The 22,082-nt window shown below is 72.5% G+C and carries 16 protein-coding genes; 10 read left to right on the top strand and 6 right to left on the bottom strand.

What is annotated here, in order from left to right:
• Positions 1-223 precede the first annotated feature (223 nt).
• From KUM32_RS45020 to KUM32_RS25895, 4 genes are read left to right on the top strand one after another with little or no spacing between them, the layout of a single operon-like run.
• The gene (locus KUM32_RS45020; protein WP_308408718.1) at positions 224-1,267 is read left to right on the top strand and encodes a HAMP domain-containing protein; all 1,044 of its coding nucleotides are present in this window, start codon (positions 224-226) and stop codon (positions 1,265-1,267) included.
• Between the two features lie 6 nt (positions 1,268-1,273).
• Complete coding sequence (gene pgsB, locus KUM32_RS25905) at positions 1,274-2,617, top strand: poly-gamma-glutamate synthase PgsB (RefSeq protein WP_374227553.1); 1,344 nt, start codon at positions 1,274-1,276, stop codon at positions 2,615-2,617.
• On the top strand, positions 2,614-3,096 hold the full coding sequence (locus KUM32_RS25900) for a poly-gamma-glutamate biosynthesis protein PgsC/CapC (RefSeq protein WP_217144366.1): 483 nt from the start codon (positions 2,614-2,616) through the stop codon (positions 3,094-3,096). Before pgsB ends, KUM32_RS25900 begins: the two co-directional genes overlap by 4 nt.
• 37 nt (positions 3,097-3,133) lie before the next feature.
• Positions 3,134-4,237, top strand: coding sequence for a C40 family peptidase (locus KUM32_RS25895; RefSeq protein WP_217144365.1), 1,104 nt, complete (start codon positions 3,134-3,136; stop codon positions 4,235-4,237).
• A gap of 12 nt (positions 4,238-4,249) precedes the next feature.
• On the opposite strand, the gene KUM32_RS25890 is transcribed toward KUM32_RS25895, so the two are convergent.
• Positions 4,250-5,128 (bottom strand): hypothetical protein, encoded by an 879-nt coding sequence (locus tag KUM32_RS25890; RefSeq protein ID WP_217144364.1) that lies wholly within the window; start codon positions 5,126-5,128, stop codon positions 4,250-4,252.
• 74 nt (positions 5,129-5,202) lie between these two features.
• Between KUM32_RS25890 and KUM32_RS25885 the strand changes: the two genes are divergently transcribed.
• The 4 genes from KUM32_RS25885 (at position 5,203) to glmM (ending at position 9,199) form a co-directional block, all read left to right on the top strand.
• Complete coding sequence (locus tag KUM32_RS25885; protein WP_217144363.1) at positions 5,203-6,402, top strand: glycosyltransferase 87 family protein; 1,200 nt, start codon at positions 5,203-5,205, stop codon at positions 6,400-6,402.
• Positions 6,403-6,609: 207 nt separating this feature from the next.
• Entirely contained in the window at positions 6,610-7,053 is a 444-nt protein-coding gene (gene rplM, locus KUM32_RS25880) for a 50S ribosomal protein L13 (protein ID WP_055632362.1), read from the top strand.
• Positions 7,054-7,095: 42 nt separating this feature from the next.
• Positions 7,096-7,608 carry a 30S ribosomal protein S9 gene (gene rpsI, locus KUM32_RS25875; protein ID WP_004927169.1) on the top strand — a complete coding sequence of 171 codons (513 nt, stop codon included), beginning with the start codon at positions 7,096-7,098 and terminating at the stop codon, positions 7,606-7,608.
• Positions 7,609-7,840: 232 nt separating this feature from the next.
• On the top strand, positions 7,841-9,199 hold the full coding sequence (gene glmM / locus KUM32_RS25870) for a phosphoglucosamine mutase (RefSeq protein WP_217144362.1): 1,359 nt from the start codon (positions 7,841-7,843) through the stop codon (positions 9,197-9,199).
• Positions 9,200-9,285: 86 nt separating this feature from the next.
• On the opposite strand, the gene KUM32_RS25865 is transcribed toward glmM, so the two are convergent.
• The 4 genes from KUM32_RS25865 to coaA all read right to left on the bottom strand — a co-directional run bounded on the left by KUM32_RS25865 (position 9,286) and on the right by coaA (position 17,324).
• Entirely contained in the window at positions 9,286-9,930 is a 645-nt protein-coding gene (locus KUM32_RS25865) for a hypothetical protein (RefSeq protein WP_254406128.1), read from the bottom strand.
• A gap of 1 nt (position 9,931) precedes the next feature.
• Positions 9,932-14,677 (bottom strand): ricin-type beta-trefoil lectin domain protein, encoded by a 4,746-nt coding sequence (locus KUM32_RS25860; RefSeq protein ID WP_374227554.1) that lies wholly within the window; start codon positions 14,675-14,677, stop codon positions 9,932-9,934.
• 696 nt (positions 14,678-15,373) lie between these two features.
• The gene (locus tag KUM32_RS25855; RefSeq protein WP_217144371.1) at positions 15,374-16,321 is read right to left on the bottom strand and encodes a DUF389 domain-containing protein; all 948 of its coding nucleotides are present in this window, start codon (positions 16,319-16,321) and stop codon (positions 15,374-15,376) included.
• Between the two features lie 34 nt (positions 16,322-16,355).
• Entirely contained in the window at positions 16,356-17,324 is a 969-nt protein-coding gene (coaA, locus tag KUM32_RS25850; RefSeq protein WP_254406135.1) for a type I pantothenate kinase, read from the bottom strand.
• Positions 17,325-17,547: 223 nt separating this feature from the next.
• Between coaA and KUM32_RS25845 the strand changes: the two genes are divergently transcribed.
• Both KUM32_RS25845 and glmS read left to right on the top strand, forming a co-directional pair.
• Positions 17,548-18,339 (top strand): hypothetical protein, encoded by a 792-nt coding sequence (locus tag KUM32_RS25845; RefSeq protein WP_217144359.1) that lies wholly within the window; start codon positions 17,548-17,550, stop codon positions 18,337-18,339.
• Positions 18,340-18,456: 117 nt separating this feature from the next.
• On the top strand, positions 18,457-20,304 hold the full coding sequence (gene glmS / locus KUM32_RS25840) for a glutamine--fructose-6-phosphate transaminase (isomerizing) (protein ID WP_217144358.1): 1,848 nt from the start codon (positions 18,457-18,459) through the stop codon (positions 20,302-20,304).
• 261 nt (positions 20,305-20,565) lie between these two features.
• On the opposite strand, the gene KUM32_RS25835 is transcribed toward glmS, so the two are convergent.
• Positions 20,566-22,020, bottom strand: coding sequence for an NAD(P)H-hydrate dehydratase (locus tag KUM32_RS25835; RefSeq protein WP_217144357.1), 1,455 nt, complete (start codon positions 22,018-22,020; stop codon positions 20,566-20,568).
• Between the last annotated feature and the right edge of the window lie 62 nt (positions 22,021-22,082).

Below are 22,082 nucleotides of genomic sequence, written 5' to 3'. Positions count from 1 at the left end.
GGTGTCGGGTGCTGGAGGCGGTGGGGTGTCGGGTGCCGGAACGGGTGGGGTGTCGGGTGCCGGAACCGGTGGGGTGTCGGGTGCTGGAGGCGGTGGGGTGCCGGGTGCCGGAACCGGTGGGGTGTCGGGCGCTGCCGGCGGCGGGGGGTCGGGCGCCGGGGGCCGCGAGGTGCTGGAGGCCGGGCGCGGCAGGGTCCGTCTCGGGGTGCGGGTGCCGTTGGCGGTGACCGCGGTTCTGCTGCTGCTGTGGTGCGCGCCCGTCGGCCTGTTGCTGAACCGCACCGACGACTCGGTCAGCGTGCCCGCCACCCTCGTCAACGACCAGCGCGACCGTACCGACCTGATCGCCGACCGCGTCCGCCGGGCGCTCAACGAGGCCCAGGCGGACCTCGTCTCGACCTCCCGGATGATCGACGCCGACGACCCCGGCGCCGCCGGGAACCTGCTGACGGACGCCCTGGAGGAACACCCCCGCTACCAGGCGCTGTACCTCGTGGACGCGGGCGAGGTGGTCGCCCGCGCCGGGGGAGACCCGCACCACTGGAGCGACGACGAGGACCTGCCGCTGGTCCGCGTCTCCGGCAAGGGGGACAGAAAGCCGGTGATCCAGGCCGCCGCCCCCGTGCCGGGGCACAGGGACGCCACCCTGGTCGGTGAGGTCCGGGTGGAGTTCCTCAACTCGCTGCTGAACCGGCCGGGCCTCGGCGAGGTCCGGGTGGTCGACGCCGACGCGCGGACGGTCGCCGCCGACGACGGGTTCCTGGCCTTCGAGGAGCTGCCCGACGGCACCCTGACCGACCTGGTCCGCGCGGGCAGCGTGCGGGCCGGTGCCGCCCGGGTCGCGAACGGCCTGCTCGTCCGGGACGGCGGCGACGTCACCGTGGCCGCCGCGGCGCCCTTCTCCGGCGGCGGTGTCGCCTCCGGCATCGGCTGGACCGTGGTCAGCAGCCAGGACGCCGACCGGTTCGAGATCGCCGCCTACGAGCGCGAGGACCGCAGCGTGCTCGCCGGGATGCTCGGCCTCGCCGCGATCGTGGTCTGCCTGGGCTGGGTGTACCTGGTCGTCGCCCGCCCGCTGAGGGCGCTGGCCACCAGTGCCGAGAAGCTCGCCGACGGAGACCTCAGGACCGTGCACCACCCCCGCTACCAGGACGAGGTCGGGGCCGTCGCCCGCAGCCTCGAACTGCTCCGCCAGCAGCTGCAGGCCCGCCGCCAGAACCAGGCCCGCCGGCCCGCCGAGCCCCGGCCCGGCGCCGGAGGAAGGTGACCCCCCGTGCTCTACCTGTACTTCGTCCTGCTGACCGGCAGCCTCTTCCTGCTCGCCGCGGGCATCGTGGAGCAGCGCCGCCACTACGCGGCCCTGCACTCCATCCCCGCCCGCGTGCTGGTCAACGGCATCCGCGGCAAGTCCTCCATCACCCGGCTGTGCGCGGGCGCGCTGCGCGGCGGCGGCCTGGTCACCGTGGCCAAGACGACCGGTACGGCCGCGCGCTTCATCCACCCCGACGCCACCGAGGAGCCGGTCTACCGCAAGTTCGGCATCGCCAACGTCGTCGAGCAGATCGGCATCGTCCGCCGGGCCGCCACCTACCGCCCCCAGGCCCTGGTCATCGAGTGCATGGCCGTCATGCCGGCGCTCCAGGAGGTCAACCAGAGCAAGCTGATCCGCTCCACGATCGGCGTGCTGTGCAACGTCCGCGAGGACCACCTCGCGGAGATGGGGCCCACCCTCGACGACGTGGCCCGCTCGCTGTGCCGCTCGATGCCGGAGAACGGCATCTGCGTCACCGCCGAGAAGGAACGCTTCCACATCCTCCAGGAGGAGGCCGACGCCCGTGACTGCCGGTTGGTCTACGCCGACCCGGACACGGTCACCGACGAGGAGCTGCGCGGCTTCAGCTGGTTCACCTTCAAGGAGAACGTCGCCATCGCCCTGGTCGTCGCCGAGCTGCTCGGCGTGGAGCGGAAGGTGGCCCTCCAGGGCATGTACGACGCTCCGCCGGACCCGGGCGTGCTCTCCGTGGAGCGCTACGTGGCCCCCGGGGACAAGCGGTTCTCCTTCGCCAACGTCTTCGCGGCCAACGACCCCGAGTCGACGTTGATGAACATCAACCAGCTGCTCGACCTCGGCGCCATCCGCCGCCCGCTCAACGTCGTGATCAACTGCCGCCCGGACCGCGTCGAGCGCAACGGCCAGATGGGCGAGATCATCCCCGGCCTGGAGCCGGAGAACGTCTTCGTCATCGGCCACCCGGCCAGGAGCGCCCTCGACGCCATCCCGGCCCGGTGGCGCGAGCGGGCGGTCGATCTCGGCGGTGAGCGGCGGTCCGCCGACGAGTTCGTGCCGGCCCTGCTCGACCGCATGGCCGACGGCTCCTCCCTGGTCGCCGTCGGCAACATCCACGGCCAGGGCGAGGAACTCCTGGAGTACCTGGCGGAACTCCCGGCCGACGACGGCGACCCCGGCCCCGCCGTGCCGGGCCCGGCCGCCGGGGCACCGGCCGAGGAGGCCCCCGTCGTCCGCATGCCGGCCCAGCGGACGGGACCGCCCCACGACGAAGCGCACGACGACCCCTACGGCGGGACACCCCGTCCGTCCGCCCGGAGGCCCCGTTGACCACCGCCGCACTCACCCCCGAGATGGCCGCCCTCGGCATCGCCATCGGCCTGTTCTTCTCACTGCTGTGCTACCTCACCACCAACCTGTCCCCCGGCGGCATGATCACCCCGGGCTGGATCGCGCTGACCCTCGTCGAGGACCTCCAGCGCGCGGCCATGATGGTGGGGGTCACCGCGCTGACCTACGGGGGCACCAGGGTCATGCAGCGGCTGGTGATCCTCTACGGCAAGCGGCTGTTCGCCGCGGTCGTGCTGTTGGGCGTGCTGCTCCAGGCCACGGTCATGATCGTGCTGTCGATCGAGTTCCCGCTGATGTACGGCAACCAGACGCTCGGATTCATCGTGCCCGGCCTGGTCGCCTACCAGATGGTGCGCCAGCCGAAGGGCGCCACCCTGCTGGCCACGGGCACCGTCTCGCTCATGGCCTACGTCGTCGTCGCCGCCGGCCTGCTGCTCGGCGTCATGCCCACCGTCTGAGACCCGGACCGCCTGAGAACCGAGGAGGAGCAAAACCATGGCAGCGAAGGCAGCGAAGGCCAGGAAACAGTCGCGTCCGGTCGTCTCGGGCCTCGTGGTGCTCGTGCTCGTCGCGGCCTCCGGCTACCTCACCCTGGAGCTGCGCGAGCGGGAGGAGACCGGCGTCACGGAGGTCGTGAACGCCGGCGTCCTCGACGGCACCGGCGGAACCCTCGGCACCGGCGTCGCCTCGAAGCGCGAGGGCGGGGAGAGCTGGTCCCGGCTGGAGAACCCCGCGCGCTCCGTGCTGCGCGACGCGGACGGCCGGGTCAGGGCCGTGCTGACCGACGGGGCGCGCACCGCCACGCTGACCGGACCGGCGCGCACCTTCGCGGAGCCGGCCTCCACCTCCTCCGAGGTCTCCACCACGGACTGGGTCCGGCTCATGCCCCGGCCCTGGGAGAAGGGCGCCGAGAAGACGAAGTGGTTCAGGGACTGGTACGCCGAGTACCGGGACAGCGAGGAGGACGACCTGTTCGCCTTCGCCTTCCAGTACGTGGCGGGCGCCCCGCAGAAGAAGGACCGGCGGGGCGTCGTCTACGCCGGTGACGCGGACTTCGGCCCGCCGGCCGCCACCGGCGGCGAGGGCGGTGGCCCACGCCTGGAGCAGTCCGACTTCTTCGACTACCTCGGCGTCCCGCACCTCTTCCGCGACGGCTCGACCGGTGTGCCCAAGCCCCTCCACGCCAGGTCCCTGGACCGCGCGGGTTACATCCGCATGGTGTTCGGCCACCGCGCCCACTACCCGCTGATGTCCTCCGACACCTCCGGCGACGGCCTGCCGCGCACCGCCGACGGCATGGCCCGCTCCGGGGAGGGCGTCGACGTCCTCCCGCTGACCGGTGTCTCGCCGGACCACCGGCCGCCCGCCATCGACCAGCTCCAGCCCGGCGACCTCGTCTTCTTCAAGCTCGACCCGCGCACCGAGGAGCGGCTGGACCACGTGGGCATGGTGCTCGGCTACGACACCGAGGGCCACCTGATCTTCGTCTCCAGCCGGGAGGAGCTCAACGGCCCGACCATCGGCGACATGGGCGGCGTCTCCCGGCTGGACGGCAACGGCACCTACGCCAGGACGCTGCGCAGCGCCAAGCGGCTGTGACCGGCGGAGGGGTCAGCTCTCCGCCGCGGCCGACGCCTGGGCCTCGCCGCGCTTGCGGATCTGCCGGAACGCGAACTCGGCCAGGTCGTCACCGGCCCGGAACACCTCGGTGGTCTTCTCCGTCACGTCCTTGCCGTTGGTGAAGCCGGCGATGGTGAAGTAGGCGTAGCGGCCGTAGGAGTTGGTGGTGGAGCGGCAGACGGCGCCGGTGCAGAAGGGCTTGACGCCGCCGCCGGACAGGGAGCGGATGATGCTCTTCTTGTCGGTCTGCTTCTTGGCCCTGGCGGCCTGCGCCTCGGTGTCGAAGACGGCCACGCCGACCGTCACGGCGGTGTCGCCCCTGGTGTAGGTGACGCGCATCAGACGGGTGCAGTCGTTGTCGGCGAGCACCTTCGGGAGCGTCTTCTGGGCGGCGGACCCGCAGGTGCGGGTGTCGGCCGCCGGGCCCTTCTCGTAGACCGCGTCGCCCATGGTCAGCCGTGTGCCGGGGAAGAGCACGTCCGGTCCGAGCGGAGCCCTGTCCTTCTGGACGCTGGAGACGAAGTCCTTCGGGTTCAGCGGCGGCGGGGCGCTGGTCGGGGCGAACGACGGGGCCGTGGCCGTCGCGCTGGGGATGTCCGCGGTCGCGGGGAGCCGGGAGGGGTTGTCCGACGCCTGGCCGGAGCCGTTCGCCGAGACGACGGCCACGGCGACGGCGGCGGCCACCGCCACGGTGGCCAGCGCGCCACCGCCGATGAAGAGCAGGCGGCGCCGCTTGTTGCGGGCCTCAGAGGCCTCCGCGAGGGCGGCCCAGTCCGGGGTGCCGTCGCCGTCGCCACTGTTCCAGGGCTGCTGCGATTGCGGTTTCCACGGATCCCACTGCGACTGAGGTCCCCCCTGCCCAAAGCTCATGGGCGGCATCTTAGACGGGCTCCGCGGCGCGCTGGTGCCGGTCCCGGGGCCCCGCGACGCCTAGCGTTCCGTTCATGCGGAAGGACGAAAGCGGCATCTGCGGGTGGTTGGTGCGACCGGCGGGCGGGCATCCGTGGGCGGTGCTCGGGGTGGTGCTGGCGGCGTCGGCGGCGCACGCGGCGCGGGTGACCCCGGACGGCGGGATGGACAACGCGATCGTCGTGCGCGCCGCCCGCACCTGGCTGGCCGGCGGGTCCCCGTACGACGATCCGCACTTCCTCTATCTCCCGGGCGCCGTCCTGGCGGCCGTTCCGCAGGCGCTGCTGCCCGGGGCCGTGCTGCGGGTGCTGGTGCCGTGCGCGGTGACGGCCCTGCTGGCACTGGGCTGGGCCTGCGCGCTGCGCCTGCACCGCGTGCCGCTGCGCAGCCGGCTGGCGGTCCTCGGGCTGACCGGGCTCGCGGCCGGCTTCGCGCCGTTCGGCCACCTGGTGCGCCTCGGCAACTGGACGGTGACGGCGGCGGTGGCCCTGCCGCTGTCCCTGCTGCTGGCGAGCCGGGGGCGGTGGACGGCGGCGGGCGCGGTCGTCGGCGCCGCCGTGGCGCTCAAGCCGCTGCTCGTGCCGGTCGTCCTGCTGTTCCTGTTCGCCGGACGGTGGCGGGCGCTGGCGGCGGCCGTGCTGGTACCCGCGCTGGCCTCCGGCGCGGCGGCACTGCTGATGCCCGATCCGGCCGGCTTCTTCACCCGTACCCTGCCGTTCCTGCTGCACGCCGACGACGGCTTCGTACGGCTGTACGAGGCCTCCCCGGCGGCCGTGCTGCCCCGGCTCGGCGTGCCGCGGGCGCTCGCCGAGGGGGCGGCGGTGGCGGCGGCCGGCGCGGGGCTGCTCTGCGCGTACGCGCGCTGGCGCCGCGCCGACCCCGGTCCGCCGCGGCTCGCGGAGACCGGCGCGGGCCTGATGCTGTCGGCGTTCCTCGTCTCCCGGCCGTCGTACGACCACTACCTCCTGGTCGTCCTTCCGCTGCTGCTCGCCGGGGTGCCGTACGCCGGTTCGGTGGCACGCGGGCCCTGGTTCTGGATCGCCCTGCTGCCCCAGGCGCCGGGGCTGGGCTGGCCCTGGCTGGAGTCGGAGCGGCGGCGGGCCTTCAAGGACGCCTTCACGCTGGGTGTGCTGGCCGTGACGGTGGCCCGGCGGGCCCGTGCCCCGGAGACGGCCGCCGGCGTCGGCGACCCTGTCCGCGCGCGGGGCGCGCCGGTGTCGCCGGCTCCGTTTTGACCCTGCCGCGGTACCCCGGGTACTCTGCACAGTCGTATGTGTATTGGCTTGCTCATTCTCACGTGAGGGGCCCTTACACCGGTCCACCGGGACCGATGACCAGCGACCAGCACGCGGTTTGCGTCACCGTGGTGCGGTCAGGGCTGTCGTGATCGTCTTCGGTGACCTTGTCAGGACCATTCACTGAAGAAGCGAAGGCTACGAACCGTGCGTACGTACAGCCCCAAGCCCGGCGATGTGACGCGCCAGTGGCACGTCATCGACGCTCAGGACGTCGTCCTGGGTCGTCTGGCCTCCACCGCCGCCTCCATTCTGCGTGGCAAGCACAAGCCCATCTACGCGCCCCACGTGGACACCGGTGACTTCGTCATCATCATCAACGCGGACAAGGTGCACCTCTCCGGGAACAAGCGCACCCAGAAGATGGCGTACCGCCACTCGGGTTACCCGGGCGGTCTGCGCTCGGTGCGCTACGACGAGCTGCTGGACAAGAACCCGGAGAAGGCCATCGAGAAGGCCGTCAAGGGCATGCTCCCCAAGAACACGCTGGGCCGTCAGATGCTCTCGAAGCTGAAGGTCTACAAGGGTGACCAGCACCCGCACGGCGCGCAGCAGCCGCAGCCGTTCGAGATCACCCAGGTCGCGCAGTAAGTCCGGCCACCCCCTAAGACTGAAGAGAATCTGAGGAGCATCGTGGCCGAGACCACTGCCGAGCAGCCGCTCGAAGAGCTTGACATCGACAGCTACACCACCGAGTCCGAGGTCCCCGTCGAGGGCGAGTACACCTCGGAGTCCATGGCCTCCCGCTTCGGCGAGCCCCAGCCGGCCGCCGGCCTGGGCCGTCGCAAGAACGCCATCGCCCGCGTCCGGATCGTCCCGGGCACCGGCAAGTGGAAGATCAACGGTCGCACCCTCGAGGACTACTTCCCGAACAAGGTGCACCAGCAGGAAGTCAACGAGCCCTTCAAGGTGCTCGAGCTCGAGGGCCGTTACGACGTCATCGCCCGCATCGCCGGTGGCGGTGTCTCCGGCCAGGCCGGCGCGCTCCGTCTCGGTGTCGCCCGTGCGCTGAACGAGGCCGACGTCGACAACAACCGCGGCCCGCTGAAGAAGGCCGGCTTCCTCAAGCGCGACGACCGTGCGGTCGAGCGCAAGAAGGCCGGTCTGAAGAAGGCCCGCAAGGCGCCGCAGTACAGCAAGCGCTAAACGCTGCCTGTACTCCGAACGCCCCGGCGGCACGCCACTGTGCTGCCGGGGCGTTCGTTTATCCCCGCCGTTGGGCGTATAACGGCACAAGACGTTCAGAAGTTGAGAAGCTCAAAGGCTTGTGTGATCGGATGGTCGGGCAGCGCATGCCGCACGCCCAGGACCACGGGAGCCGACTGCGTGGGCCGCACCAGCAGCCGCTTCCGGAACTGACGTTTCCTCAGGAGGACAAGTGGGACGACTCTTCGGCACGGACGGCGTGCGCGGTGTCGCCAACGCGGACCTGACGGCCGAGCTGGCGCTCGGGCTCTCCGTCGCCGCGGCGCACGTACTGGCCGAGGCGGGCACCTTCGCCGGACACCGGCCGACCGCCGTGGTCGGACGGGACCCGCGCGCCTCCGGGGAGTTCCTGGAAGCCGCCGTGGTCGCCGGCCTGGCCAGCGCCGGCGTGGACGTCCTGCGGGTCGGCGTGCTGCCGACGCCCGCGGTCGCCCACCTCACCGGCGCGCTCGGCGCCGACCTCGGCGTGATGCTGTCCGCGAGCCACAACGCCATGCCCGACAACGGCATCAAGTTCTTCGCCCGCGGCGGCCACAAGCTCGCCGACGAGCTGGAGGACCGCATCGAGGCCGTGTACGAGGAGCACCGCACCGGCGCCCCCTGGGACCGGCCGACCGGCGCCGGCGTCGGCCGCGTCCGCGACTACGACGAGGGGCTCGACCAGTACGTCGCCCACCTCGTCGGCGTCCTCCCGAACCGCCTCGACGGCCTGAAGATCGTCCTCGACGAGGCGCACGGCGCGGCCTCCCGGGTCTCGCCGGAGGCGTTCGCGCGGGCCGGGGCCGAGCTGGTCACCATCGGCGCGGTGCCGGACGGCCTCAACATCAACGACGGCTGCGGCTCCACCCACCTCGACCTGCTCAAGGCCGCCGTCGTCGAGCACGGCGCCGACCTCGGCATCGCCCACGACGGCGACGCCGACCGCTGCCTGGCCGTGGACCACACCGGCGCGGAGGTGGACGGCGACCAGATCCTGGCCGTGCTGGCACTGGCGATGCGGGAGCGGGACGCGCTGCGGTCCGACACCGTCGTGGCCACCGTCATGTCCAACCTGGGCTTCAAGCTCGCCATGGAGCGCGAGGGCATCCAGTTCGTGCAGACCGGCGTCGGTGACCGGTACGTCCTGGAGGAGATGAAGGCCAACGGCTACGCCCTCGGTGGCGAGCAGTCCGGCCACGTCATCATCCTCGACCACGCCACCACCGGCGACGGCACGCTGACCGGCCTGATGCTGGCGGCGCGGGTCGCGCAGACCGGCCGTACGCTCCAGGACCTGGCGTCGGTCATGGAGCGGCTGCCGCAGGTGCTCATCAACGTCCCGGACGTGGACAAGTCCCGGGTGACGACCTCCGCGGAGCTGGCGACCGCCGTCGCGGAGGCCGAGCGGGAGCTGGGCAGCACCGGGCGGGTGCTGCTGCGCCCCTCGGGGACCGAGCCGCTGGTGCGGGTGATGGTCGAGGCGGCGGACATCGAGCAGGCCCGGACCGTCGCCGGACGGCTGGCGGACGCGGTGAAGTCGGCGCTGGGATAGGCACCAAAAGCCCTGTACGGCGAAGGCCCGTACCCCTGGCAGGCCGCCAGGGGTACGGGCCTTCGGCCGAGCGGGCGCCGCGTGCGTCAGTCCGTGTCCGGGACGGACTGCAGCGTCCCGTCGTCGACGACGAGCTCGTGGTAGCCGAAGCGCTCACCGAGCTCGTGGTACCACTGGTACCGCGACTCCGTGACCGGAACCAGGTACGCCTTCAGGACCCGCAGGAAGAGCCGGAACCCGAGGTCGGGGTCGGCCTGGACGACCACCTGCTCCAGCGCGGCCACCACCTCGGCCCCGCCGGACCGGACCGCGGCCTCCACGGCGGGTGCGGCCCCGCGGATCTCCTCCAGGACCGCCTCCTTCAGCGGCCCGTCCACCGGGGGACCCGGCGGCACGGGAGTGAAGGACGGGTCGTCGCGGCGTATCCGTCCGGTGCAGATCCGGACGATGTCGCGCAGCCACGCGCGCCCGTCCGGCCCCACGGCGTCCGGGTCGTACGGGAGCCCGGTCGCCGCACGCCACAGGAGGCCGATCACCCGGGTGGGCAGCGGCGACTCCAGCAGACGCAGGGCGTCCTCCAGCAGCGTGGCCGCGTAGGCCCCGTCCCCCCAGTCCGCCGCGCCGGCGACGATCTCCTCCGGCGTGGCCTCGCCGACCCACGGGCCGGCGAACCACTTGGTGAGTCCGCTGAGCCCGAAGTCGACCCAGATGTCCTGCCGTCCCGCGGTCATCTCACGGCCTCGCGCCCTTGGGGTACGCGGTGTACACCATGTAGCCGGGCTTGTGCGCGGACCTCTTCAGCGTGATGGACACGATGTTCCGGGCGGGCCAGCTGTCACCGGTGTGGTGGTGGACGGTGCCCAGGGACGCCGTGTCGTCCAGCGTCACGTCGAACGAGAGGAGGTCCTTCGGGCTCTCGGAGTCCTTCGGGGTCTTCTGCATCCAGGAGTTCAGCCGCTTCCGGTTCTTGTCGTTCTGAGTCGGGGACATGCCCGTCAGCCACTTCCGCATCGCCTCGTCCACGGCGGCCTGGGCCGTGTCCAGATCCTTCCAGACACCGGTGACGCCGGGGTGGTTCGGGTTCTTCTCCAGGTCCCTCTTCGCCTTGTCGGCCGCCTCCCGAGGGGTGGTGTCGACGTGGTCGCCGATGGTGTGGGCGCCGCGGTCCCCCTCGTGCAGCCTCAGGTTCAGGCAGTTGTGGACGAGGACGTCCCGGGTCGGGGTCCCCGCCGTGCCCTCCGCGCCCACGTAGAAGGTGTGCGGTCCGTCGACCGTCAGGTCGTACACCGCGCTCGGTGCCAGACCCGGCCGGTCGTGCAGTGCGCCGACGACACGGGACGCGCCGTCCGGCCCGCGCAGCCGGTCACCGGCCCGCAGGTCGACCGTGAACGTCCAGCCCCGCCCGTCCACGTACACCCGGTGCCAGGCCGTGCTGGTCAGCCGGGTCCCGTCGGCGAAGGAGACGTCGACGAGCCGCCTCGTGTCGTGCCGGAACGTGTCCGTGACCGGATGGGCCGCGTGGGCACCGGTCTCGGGGTCCGTCGCGAGGACCAGGTCGCCCTCGTGGACCGAGCCGATCGGCCGGCGCGTGCCGTCCGCCATCAGTACCGGCGTGTCCGCCGGGAAGCTGTTGACGCGGCAGCTCGTCAGGGCGTCCTCGACGATGTTGGTGTGCTGCTGGAGGGCCGCCAGCGTGCTCGGGTCGATGTCCAGGGTCTTCAGGGCCTTGAACGCGTCGGTGACCCCGATCCCGGTCCGCAGCGCGGCGTCCAGGGCGGTGAGCGCGTCGGCGATCTTGGCGAACGCCTTGCCCGGGATGAAGTTGCTCGCCGCCCAGGCGCAGCCGCTCGCGCTGCCGTGCCAGCAGTCCAGGAAGTCCTGGACCAGGACCGCCTTGAGGATCTGGTAGACGACGGTCTGCTTGATCAGGTCGAGCTTGCTGAAGTAGTGGGTGACGTCCTTCTTCAGCCCGGTGAAGCGCTCGGTCTTGATCAGGACCGTGTCCTGCGCCGGGCAGCCGGAGGACGTCGCCGGCACGTCGGGGTCGGTGCAGAGGAAGAAGTCGACCGTGGCGTCGAACGTGACCGCGAAGGTGACCGTGCAGCCGCCGAACCCGATCTCGATGACGCAGTCGTTCTTCTGCTGGGTGTCGGTGACCTCGACGCTGTCCTCATCGACGACGTAGAAGGTGCCGCCGATCCCGGTGCCGGCGCCCGCGGAGACCTGCTGGTTGGCCTCCTTGCGTTCGGCGGACTCCGCGGCCTCCTGGGCCTCCTCCGCGTACTTCTGGGCGTCCTTCGCGGCCTCCTCCGCCTCGGTGGCGGCGGCGTCCGCGCGGTCGGCCGCCGCCCGGGCGTCCCGGGCGGACTCCTCGGCCTCCGAGGCGGCCGTGCGGGCGGCCTCCGCGTCGAGGGCGGCCTCGTCGGCGGAGTCGCGGGCGTCCTTGGCGTGGCCCTCGGCGCGGCCCGCCGCCTTGTCGGCGGCCTCCGCGTCCTCGGTGGCCTGGCGGTCGTACTCGACCGTGCGGGCCAGTGAGGCGGTGGCCTTGGACGCGGCGAGGGCGGCGTCGGCGGCGTAGCCGAGGGCCTCCTTGGCGTAGGTGCGGGCGTCGGCGGCGTGGCCGGCGGCGTTCGCGGCGTGGACGTAGGCCTGCTTCGCGTCGCCCTTCGCCTGGTCGGCGAGGTTCTTGGCGGCGGAGGCCTCGGCCTGCGCGTTCTTGGCGTGGGCCTCGGCGACGGCCTTCTGCTGTTCGGCGATCGACTTCGACGCCTGACCGGACAGCACCACGAGGCCGGCGGCCGAGTCGGTGTCGACGTAGGGGGAGCCGAGCTGGATCGCGTCGTTGGCGGGCTGGGCGACCTGCGCGGCGGCGTTGCCGGCGTCCACGGCGGCCTGGGCGGTGACGTGGGCGAACCCGGCGGCCTTCGCCGACGCGGCCAGGGCCTTGCCGGCTTCCTTGCTCGCCTCGTCCGCGTGGGTCTTGGCGGTCTTGGCCTGCTTCTCCGCCTCGTCGGCCAGTGCGACGGCCGCCTTCGCCTCGGCCGCGGCGTGCTGGGAGGCCTGGATGGCGTCGGCCGCGGCGCTGGTCGCGGTCTTCACCGCGGCGTCGGCCCTCAGCTTCGCCGCCTGGGCGTCGTCCGCGTGCGCGCGGGCCCGCTTGGCGGCGGCCTCGGCGCGGGTGGCGGCGGCGTCCGCGTCGGCGGCGGCCTGCGTCGCCGCGTCGGCCGCGGTGCGGGCCCGCCCGGCGGCGGCTTCGGCGTCGTCGGCGTGCCTGGCCGCGGCGTTGGCCGCCGCCCTGGCCTCCTGGGCGTTGCTGTCGGACTCGTGGGCCTGCGCGAAGGCCTCCTTCGCGTCGGCCTTGGCGCGTGCGGCGTCGGCCTTCTGCTCGGCGTCCCAGGCGTCGTCCCGCAGGTCGCGGGCCTTGTCCCGGGCCTTGACCGCGGCGTCCCTCCTGTCGGACGCCGTGCCCTCGGCCGCCTCCGCCCTGTCCTTGGCGTCCTTGGCCTTCGTCGCCTCGGATTCGGCGGTCTTCCGGTGCTCGGCCGCCTCGGCCCGTTTGGCGGCGGCGTTGTCCTTCTCCGCCTTGGCCGTCTTCTCCTCGGCCTCGGCGGCCAGGCGCTCGGCGTGGGCGTCGGCGGCGGCCGCCTTGGCCTCGCCCTCGGCCTTCAGGGCCTCGGTGAGCTTGGCCTCCGCGGTCTCCTTGTCCTTCTTGGCGTTGTCCCGGTGGACCTTGGCCGCGTCCGCCGCGGCCTTCGCCTGCAGCTCGGCGACGTGTGCGGCCTCCTTGCGGAACTCCGCCTTGGACTGCGCCGCCTGCGCCAGCGCACGCTGCGCGATGGTCTCGCTGTCCCCGGCGGAGGCGCGGGTGGCGGCCTCGGCCGTCTCCGCGGCCTTCACCAACGCCGTCAGCGCCGCCGCGGCGCCCTTGGTGACCTGCGCCTTCTGCTGGCCGGCCAGCAGACCGCGACCACGCGGCGCCCCGTTGGCGTCGGCGATGCCGTAGGCGGCCTGGGTGGCGGTGTCCGAGGCGGCGGCGGCCTTCTTGGCCGTCTCGAGCTGGGCCCTGACGGCGGCGAGCTGCTTCTTGGCCTGCGCCTGGGCGTCGGTGATGCCCTTCTTCGCCTTGTCGAACTGCGCCTTGTCCGGGTAGGAGAGGCTGTCGGTGCCCTGGTGACCGGACGGCTTGATCAGGAACTTCTGCGCGGCGGAGTTCTTGCAGTCCCACAGCCGCGCGTCCGTGCTCTTGGTGAACGCGCTCAGGTCCAGGCACTTGCCGGTGGTCACGCTCTGCAGGGGCGCGGTGGCACGGGCGTCGCCCTTCCACGACTGCCCCTTGGACTTGTAGCAGTCCGATATCTGGATCTTCGTGCCGTTCGCCGACGCGTTCCCGGCCACGTCCAGGCACTTCTGCGAATTGACGTTGCGCAGGTGGAGGTCGTCCTCACTGCCTTCGAGCGTCCACTGCTGGGCCGCGCCGCCGTTGCAGGTGTAGATCTGGACGGGCGTGCCGTTGGTCTTGCCGCCGCCGGCGACGTCCAGGCAGTTGCCCTTCGCGCCCGGCACCTCGATCGCCACGGGACTGTCGCCGATCCAGCCCACCCCGCCGGCGGACCAGTAGTCCTGCCAGCGGGCGAGGTGGTCGGCGCCCCAGGACTGGCCGAGCAGGTCGGCCATCGACTCGGAGGCCTTGGCCAGGGCCGTCGTGGCCTCGCGGTTGGCGTCGAGGATCTGGTTGCGCTGGACCGCCTGGGAAGCGATCTCCTGCTGCCACTCCTGCGCGGCGACGTCCTCCACCTGGCGCAGGGCCTTGTTCGGGTCGATCGGGTCCTGCCACGCGCAGGACGCGAAACGCGTCTTCATGTCCTCGACCGCGACCCGGTACTCCGCCGTGCCCGGCTGGGGAGCGGTGCGGGGGAAACCGCCGGAGGCCAGGAAGATGCGGGCGTCGTCCGCGCTCGCGTTCGAGGAGCCGTCCGTCAGCTCCTCGAACGCCTGCTGCTCGTAGTACTGCCGGTCCCGTTCGTCGGACGGCAGGGAGGGGTCGTACGGCTTCTCACCGTAGAGGGGAGCACCGAGGTCGGTGACGGCCTTGAGGGTCTTCTCGTCCGCCTCCGGGGTCGGGTCGTAGAAGTCGAACTCCTCGTTCCAGTCGGGTCCTCCGGCCCATTTGCCCAGGCCGGTCTGGTCGTAGAAGTCGTCGCCCTCGTGGACACCGGGAACCCAGTGGAACCCGGTGACGGTGAACCCGCCGGGGGTCTCCAGGCCGTCGAGCGGCTTCTCCCACGCGTTCCTGCGCGCGTGCAGACGCTCCCAGGTGGCGTCCCAGTCGGCCTCGTCCTTCTCGTGCGCCTGGTGCAGCGGGCCGTCGAACGCGCCGTCCAGAGTCGCCAGTTCGCGCAGCTTCTCCGGCGTCTGGTCGAGGGCGTCCTGCGCGAAGCGGTACATGCCCGGCCCGCCCAGGCGCAGGGCGTCGGTCATCAGGCACTGGTCGAAACGCAGTTGCTCGTCCGCCGTGGTCTCGTACCAGTCGTCCGGCCGGTCGCTGGACCGCGTGCCGTCGGCGCCGACGGGGACCGCCGCGAGTTCGGGCCGTACGGCGGTGGTGGCCAGGACGGTGACCGTGCTCAGCAGCAGGGCGATACGGGTGAGTGTTCTGTGTCTTCCCGATCTCGGTGTCGGGAGGACGGGTGATCTGGAACGCAAGGGTGCATCCCCTTTTCGTGGTGAGAGGGATGACCGGGAATGAGCCGGTGAGCGCGGAGGGCCGTGACGGCGCCCGCCTTCTGCGGCGTCAGGAACGGCGCATGGTGTGTGGTGCCGGATGCACGGATGGCCGGTGCCGCGGCATGCGACGCGCCCCTCCCCGTGGCGGCGCTGTTCCCCCGGTCGCTGATGGATGTGCGCGAGGACGGAGTGGTCAGTTCCAGCCGGGCGCGGCGCAACACTAGGCAGAAGTCGGGGGAGTGGGAAGGAGTGCCAGGGGCCTGCGGGAAGGGCGGTTGGCGCGAACCTTGCTACCGGTCGGTAGTCGTCCTGGTTCACCGTTCCTTCACAAGACAAGGGGCGCTTGTGGAGTTCTGGTGTTCAGGTGGCGGAGGGCGGGGTGAGGCGTCGGCTGAAATTGGCCGGTAACCGACGGCGGGAAAGGTTCAGGTTCGGGTCCGTCGGAGCCGCTCAGGCCCCGGGGCGTCTGCGCGGGCGTTCGTGCTGCCCGGCCCAGAGGGCCTTCTGGACCAGCAGCGTGAGGATCCCCGCGAGGACGATGCCGAGCAGGTTGAGCAGGAGTTGCTCGGTGGAGCCCCGGGTCTGGACGGTGTCGCCGTAGCTCAGCGCCACGGCGGCGTTCGCGGCGGCCGGGACCGTCGTCACCGAGATGGCGACGCCGACCAGGGCGCCGGACTTGGCGGACGTCAGCGAGAGCGTGCCCGCCGCACCCGCCAGCACCGCCACCACGAAGGAGAACCAGTCGGGGGCGTAGACGAACCCGGTCTGCGGGCGATCGCCCTCCAGCCGCTCCTCGGTGAACAGCCCGACCGCGTCCATGAAGAAGCTGAAGCCCACCGTCACCGCCATCGCCACCGCGAAGCCGACGAGCAGGGCGGTCATCGAGCGCAGCGCGAGGCGGGGCTGACGCTGCACGGCCGCGGTGGAGATACCGGCCAGCGGCCCGAACTCCGGGCCCACCGCCATCGCGCCCACGATGAGGATCGCGTTGTCCAGCACCACACCACAGGCCGCGATCATCGTGGCGAGCGTGATGAAGGCGACGTAGGTGAACGACAGCGTCGACTCCTCGTGCGTCGCCTCCTCCAACTGCTCCCACAGCACCGCGTCCGCGGCCTCGCCCGGCGCGTCCTTCTCGGCCCGGTCGGCGCGCGTGGACAGCGACAGGTCGATGTGCTCGGCGGTGATGGCACCACGGCTGTCGATGCCCAGCACCTGGAGCTCGCGGATGAGTGGGTCACCCGCCTCGCGGGCCACGTCGCACATGACCACGTCGCCCTCGGGATCGCGTGCGGCGCCCGGCAGGACGACCAGGTGGGCGGTGCCGACCGTCCGGCCGATCAGGCGGACCACCTCGTCGGTCCGGTCGGCCGGGGTGATCAGACGCAGATGCAGCAACATCCGGCATTTCTACCTTCTGCGGTGGTCACCGTCACAACTTGCGCAGCCTGAGGCGCTGCACCTTGTGGTCCGGTCCCTTGCGCAGGATGAGGGTGGCCCGGCCCCTGGTGGGGGCCACGTTCTCCACGAGGTTGGGCTTGTTGATGGTGCGCCAGGTGGTGCGGGCGTAGTCGAGGGCCTCCTCCTCCGACACCTGGGTGTACTTGCGGAAGTACGAGGACGGGTTCTGGAAGGCGGTCGCGCGCAGCTTGCGGAAGCGGCTGAGGTACCAGCGCTCGATGTCCTCGGTGCGGGCGTCGACGTACACGCTGAAGTCGAAGTAGTCGGCGAGGCCGACCCTGGTGCGGCCGTCCTTGCCGGGCAGCGCGGGCTGGAGCACGTTGAGGCCCTCGACGATCAGGATGTCGGGGCGGCGGACGACCAGCCGCTCGTCCGGGACGATGTCGTAGATGAGGTGGGAGTAGACCGGCGCGGTCACCTCCGCCTTGCCCGCCTTGATGTCGGCGACGAACCGGGTGAGCGCCCGGCGGTCGTACGACTCGGGGAAACCTTTCCGCGACATCAGGCCGCGGGCCTCCAGCTCCCTGGTGGGCAGCAGGAAGCCGTCGGTCGTGACCAGCTCGACGCGCGGGTGCTCGGGCCAGCGGGACAGCAGCGCCTGGAGGAGGCGGGCGACGGTGGACTTGCCGACCGCCACCGAGCCGGCGACCCCTATGACGAAGGGCGTGCCGGACTGCGAGCCCTGTTCACCGAGGAAGGTGTTCAGCGCGCCGCGCAGGCCGTCGGTGGCGCCGACGTAGAGGTTGAGGAGCCGGGAGAGCGGGAGGTAGATGTCCCGCACCTCGTCGAGGTCGATGACGTCGCCGAGGCCGCGCAGCTTCTCGACCTCCTCGGCGGTGAGGGGGAGCGGCGTCTTGTCGCGCAGCGCGCTCCACTCGGGACGGGTGAGGTCGACGTAGGGAGTCGCCTCCGGCCGCTGCCGGTGGGCGCTCCTGGGCATCGAGGAGACCGGTGAGATCACAGTCCATTGTTAACGGAAGACGAACGGGGCGGCGGGTGGGGTGTGTCACGCCGGACGCCCCGCCCGCGGGGGAGATCACGTCGGCGTCACGGTCGGATAACCGGGTGAACCTCATGGATCAGCTGTGCGCGCCCTGTGCGTAGAGTGCGCGCACAGCATGCGGGGAGCCTCTCCGCGATTCCGGCAGAAAGAGCCCCCCGACGTGAGAACCACCCCCGTCCGCCGTTCCGCCCTCGCTGCCTCCGCCGCGGCCCTGGCCCTCCTCGTGACCGCCTGCGGCTCCTCCGACGACGGTGGCGACAAGGCGTCCGGCGACGGCGGGGCCAAGGGCGACAAGACCGCCTCCGCGGCTCCGGCGGCGGCCCGGGCGCTCACCGCCGCCGAGCTGGAGAAGGCGGCCCTGGCGCAGGCGGACGTCAAGAACGGCAAGGTCACCAAGGCGTCGGCGGCGGACGACGTCGCGAAGGACAAGATCAAGGGGGCGCAGGCGGAGTGTGAGCCGCTCGCCTTCGCCGAGGCCGGCGTCCCGCTGGGCGAACCGGCGGCGACGGTGAAGCGGACCTGGACGGAGGGGCCGAAGAAGCCGTCCTCGGACGCGAGCACCGAGGAGGCCATCGGCAGCGCGTTCGACCTGGACAAGGCCCTGGTGACGCTGGCCTCCTACGAGGACGGCGGCGCCGAGGCGGTCATCGAGGACGTGAGGACGGCCGCCGGCACGTGCGCCGGGGGCTTCGCCTTCACCGCGGTCGGGCAGTCGGCAAAGATAGCCGAGGTGGCCGAGGACCAGGCGCCCGGAGGCGCCGACGAGGCGGTCGCGATGACGATGACGATGACCGGCGACGACGGTGACGCGTTCCCGGTGAAGGTGGTCGTCACCCGCAAGGGCTCCACCGTCGTCTCCTTCACCGTCCTCAACCTGGCCTCCGCCGGCACCGGCAAGGACTTCCCGTTCCCCACGGAGATCAGCGACGCGCAGCTCGCCAAGCTCGGCTGAGTCTGCCGCTCGTCGGCGCCGACGTTCCCACCGGGGTGTTCGTACCCCGGTGGGAATTTCCGATTTCGGGCACGGGAAGGCCCGTTCGGGAACGAATCTGATCGTAGGCTGCCGGGCATGTGCGGAATCGTGGGTTACGTGGGGTCTCAGTCGGCGCTCGACGTCGTGATGGCCGGGCTGAAGCGGCTCGAGTACCGGGGTTACGACTCGGCGGGCGTGGCCGTGCTCGCGGACGGCGGTCTCGCCACCGCCAAGCGCGCCGGAAAGCTCGTCAACCTCGACAAGGAACTGGCGGAGCGGCCACTGCCGACCGCGGCGACCGGCATCGGCCACACCCGCTGGGCCACGCACGGCGGACCCACCGACGCCAACGCCCACCCGCACCTCGACAACGCGGGCCGGGTGGCCGTGGTGCACAACGGCATCATCGAGAACTTCGCGCCGCTGCGGGCCGAGCTGGCCGAGCGCGGCCACGACCTGGCCTCCGAGACCGACACCGAGGTCGTCGCCCACCTCCTCGCCGAGGAGTTCTCCGCCTGCGCCGACCTCGCCGAGGCGATGCGGCTGGTGTGCCGGCGGCTGGAGGGCGCGTTCACGCTGGTCGCGGTGCACGCGGACGCGCCGGACGTGGTCGTGGGGGCGCGTCGCAACTCGCCGCTCGTGGTGGGCGTGGGGGAGGGCGGGTCCTTCCTCGCGTCCGACGTCGCCGCGTTCATCGCCCACACCCGGGACGCCATCGAACTCGGCCAGGACCAGGTGGTGGAGCTGCGCCGGGACGGCGTGACCGTCACCGGCTTCGACGGCAGCCCGGCCGACGTCCGCTCCTACCACGTCGACTGGGACGCCTCCGCCGCCGAGAAGGGCGGCTACGACTACTTCATGCTCAAGGAGATCGCCGAGCAGCCGAAGGCGGTCGCCGACACGCTGCTCGGCCGCATCGACGGCTCCGGCACGCTGAGCCTGGACGAGGTACGGATCCCTCCGAGCGCGCTGCGCGAGGTCGGCAAGGTCGTCATCGTCGCCTGCGGCACGGCCTTCCACGCCGGGCTGATCGCCAAGTACGCCATCGAGCACTGGACGCGCATCCCCTGCGAGGTGGAGCTGGCCAGCGAGTTCCGCTACCGCGACCCGATCCTCGACCAGCAGACCCTGGTCGTCGCCATCTCCCAGTCCGGCGAGACCATGGACACCCTCATGGCCCTGCGCCACGCCCGCGAGCAGGGCGCCAAGGTGCTGGCCATCTGCAACACCAACGGTTCGACCATCCCGCGCGAGTCCGACGCGGTGCTCTACACGCACGCCGGACCCGAGGTCGCCGTCGCCTCCACCAAGGCCTTCCTGACCCAGCTCGTGGCCTGTTACCTGGTCGCCCTGTACCTGGGCCAGGTGCGCGGCACGAAGTTCGGCGACGAGATCCGCGACGTCGTGCGCGACCTCTCGCGCATCGCCGGAGCGGTCGAACAGGTCCTGGGGACCATGGAGCCGGTACGGGAGCTGGCACGCTCGCTCGCCCACAAGGACACGGTGCTCTTCCTGGGCCGGCACGTGGGGTACCCGGTCGCACTCGAAGGCGCCCTGAAGCTCAAGGAGCTGGCCTACATGCACGCCGAGGGCTTCGCGGCGGGCGAGCTGAAGCACGGGCCGATCGCGCTGATCGAGGAGGACCTGCCGGTCGTCGTGGTCGTCCCGTCCCCGCGCGGGCGCTCCGTGCTCCACGACAAGATCGTGTCCAACATCCAGGAGATCCGGGCGAGGGGAGCCCGCACCATCGTCATCGCCGAGGAGGGCGACGAGGCGGTGGTGCCCTACGCCGACCACCTCGTCAGCATCCCGGCCACCCCGACCCTGCTCCAGCCGCTGGTGGCGACGGTGCCGCTGCAGGTCTTCGCGTGCGAACTGGCCACGGCCCGGGGGAACGAGGTGGACCAGCCCCGGAACCTGGCGAAGTCGGTGACGGTGGAGTGAGCCGGCTTCAGGGCCCCGGCAGGGGGTGAACGTTCCGGTCGGCCCGACCGAGCCCGACCGGGCCCGGTCGGTTCCGGTCGGTTCCGGTCGGGAAGGCGGCGACGGCGCACGCCGGGTCCGAGGACCGCGTACGGCCCCCGGACCGCACCGGAGCACGACCGGGCCCACGGTGAAGTGCCCACGGCCACCCCCTGGTGAGGCCGGGCCGCAGGCACGCCACGTGCTCACCGCAGCGACCCGGCGCCCCGCGGACCCCCGCGCTCAGCCCCCTGCCCGCGTCACGCTCCGCCACGCCTTGGGGATCGTCCCGGCGACGTCGTGGGCCCCCATCGGCGCCCCCTCCGCCGCCAGCCGCCCCGCCAGCCCGTGCACGTACGCCCCCACGCTCCCCGCGTCCACCGCCGAGAGCCCCGCCGCCAGCAGCGATCCTGCCAGCCCCGACAGCACGTCCCCGCTCCCGGCGGTGGCGAGCCACGAGGTCCCGGTCGCGTTGACCCGCACCGGACCGCCGTCCGGCCCGGCGACCACCGTCGTCGACCCCTTCAGCAGCACCGTCGCCCCGTACCGCGCCGCCAGCTCCCGCACCGAGGCCAGCCGCGCCCCCTCGACCTCCTCGCGGCTCACCCCGAGCAGCGCCGCCGCCTCCCCGGCGTGCGGCGTCATCAAGGTCGGCGCCGTACGCCCCCGTACCGCCGCGGCGTCCGCCAGCCGCAGCCCGTCCGCGTCGATCAGCACCGGCACCTGGGCCGCCAGCACCTGCGCCACGGTGCCGGCGTCGTCACCGGCCCCCGGCCCGACGACCCACGCCTGCACGCGCCCCGCCCGCTTCGGCCCCTCGTCGGACACGAGCGTCTCCGGGAAGCGGGCGATCACCGCGTCCCCGGCCGGACCGACGTACCGCACCGCCCCCGCCCCGCCCCGCAGCGCCCCGGCGACGGCGAGCACCGCCGCGCCCGGATAGCGCGCCGACCCGGCGGCGACGCCCACGACCCCCCGCCGGTACTTGTCGCTCTCGACCCCCGGCACCGGCAGCAACCGCGCCACGTCCGCGTGCTGCAACGCCTCCAGCTCGGCCGCGTCGGCCGGCAGCGCCAGCCCGATGTCCACCAGCCGCACCGATCCGGCGTACTCCCGCGCCGGGTCGACCAGCAGCCCCGGCTTGTGCGTCCCGAACGTCACCGTCAGGTCGGCCCGTACGGCGGCCCCGCGCACCTGCCCGGTGTCCGCGTCGACCCCGCTCGGCAGGTCGACGGCGACGACGGCGGCCCGTGACCGCGCCGCCGCGTCCGCGAGCGGGACCGCCTCCTGGCGCAGTCCGCCCCTGCCGCCGATCCCGACGATGCCGTCGACGACCAGATCGGCCCGCGCGATCAGCTCCTCGGCGGATCCGGTTTCCGCGACCCGTCCGCCCGCCCGGCGCAACGCCGCGAGCCCCGCGCCGTGGGCGCGCCCGGGCGAGAGCAGTACGGCCGTCACCCCCGCGCCCCGCCGGGCGAGCCGCGCCCCGGCGTACAGGGCGTCGCCGCCGTTGTCGCCGCTGCCGACCAGCAGGACGACCCGGCTTCCGTAGACCCGCCCGGACACCCGGCCGAGCAGGTCCGCGCAGGCGGCGGCGAGCCCTGCCGCGGCCCGCTGCATCAAGGCTCCCTCCGGCAGCCGTGCCATCAGTTCCCGTTCGGCCATCCTGACCATTTCCACGCTGTACGCAGTCCGCATGCCGTCGAGTCTTCCCCGTGGGCCGCGAACGTTCACGAAGCCCCGCGCGAGGTGAGGGACAG

The sequence above is a fragment of the Streptomyces sp. AC627_RSS907 genome, from assembly GCF_019049165.1.
The sequence above is the reverse complement of the archived record's forward strand: the minus strand, read 5'-3'. Positions and strand labels throughout refer to the sequence as shown.

What these genes read in the sequence shown, in the direction of transcription:
- KUM32_RS25895 (WP_217144365.1), top strand. Translation starts at nt 3,134, where the DNA reads ATGGCAGCGAAGGCAGCGAAGGCCAGGAAACAGTCGCGTCCGGTCGTC.
- KUM32_RS25890 (WP_217144364.1), bottom strand. Translation starts at nt 5,128, where the DNA reads ATGAGCTTTGGGCAGGGGGGACCTCAGTCGCAGTGGGATCCGTGGAAA.
- KUM32_RS25885 (WP_217144363.1), top strand. Translation starts at nt 5,203, where the DNA reads ATGCGGAAGGACGAAAGCGGCATCTGCGGGTGGTTGGTGCGACCGGCG.
- KUM32_RS25865 (WP_254406128.1), bottom strand. Translation starts at nt 9,930, where the DNA reads ATGACCGCGGGACGGCAGGACATCTGGGTCGACTTCGGGCTCAGCGGA.
- KUM32_RS25860 (WP_374227554.1), bottom strand. Translation starts at nt 14,677, where the DNA reads ATGACCGACGCCCTGCGCCTGGGCGGGCCGGGCATGTACCGCTTCGCG.
- coaA (WP_254406135.1), bottom strand. Translation starts at nt 17,324, where the DNA reads ATGCCCAGGAGCGCCCACCGGCAGCGGCCGGAGGCGACTCCCTACGTC.
- glmS (WP_217144358.1), top strand. Translation starts at nt 18,457, where the DNA reads ATGTGCGGAATCGTGGGTTACGTGGGGTCTCAGTCGGCGCTCGACGTC.
- KUM32_RS25835 (WP_217144357.1), bottom strand. Translation starts at nt 22,020, where the DNA reads ATGCGGACTGCGTACAGCGTGGAAATGGTCAGGATGGCCGAACGGGAA.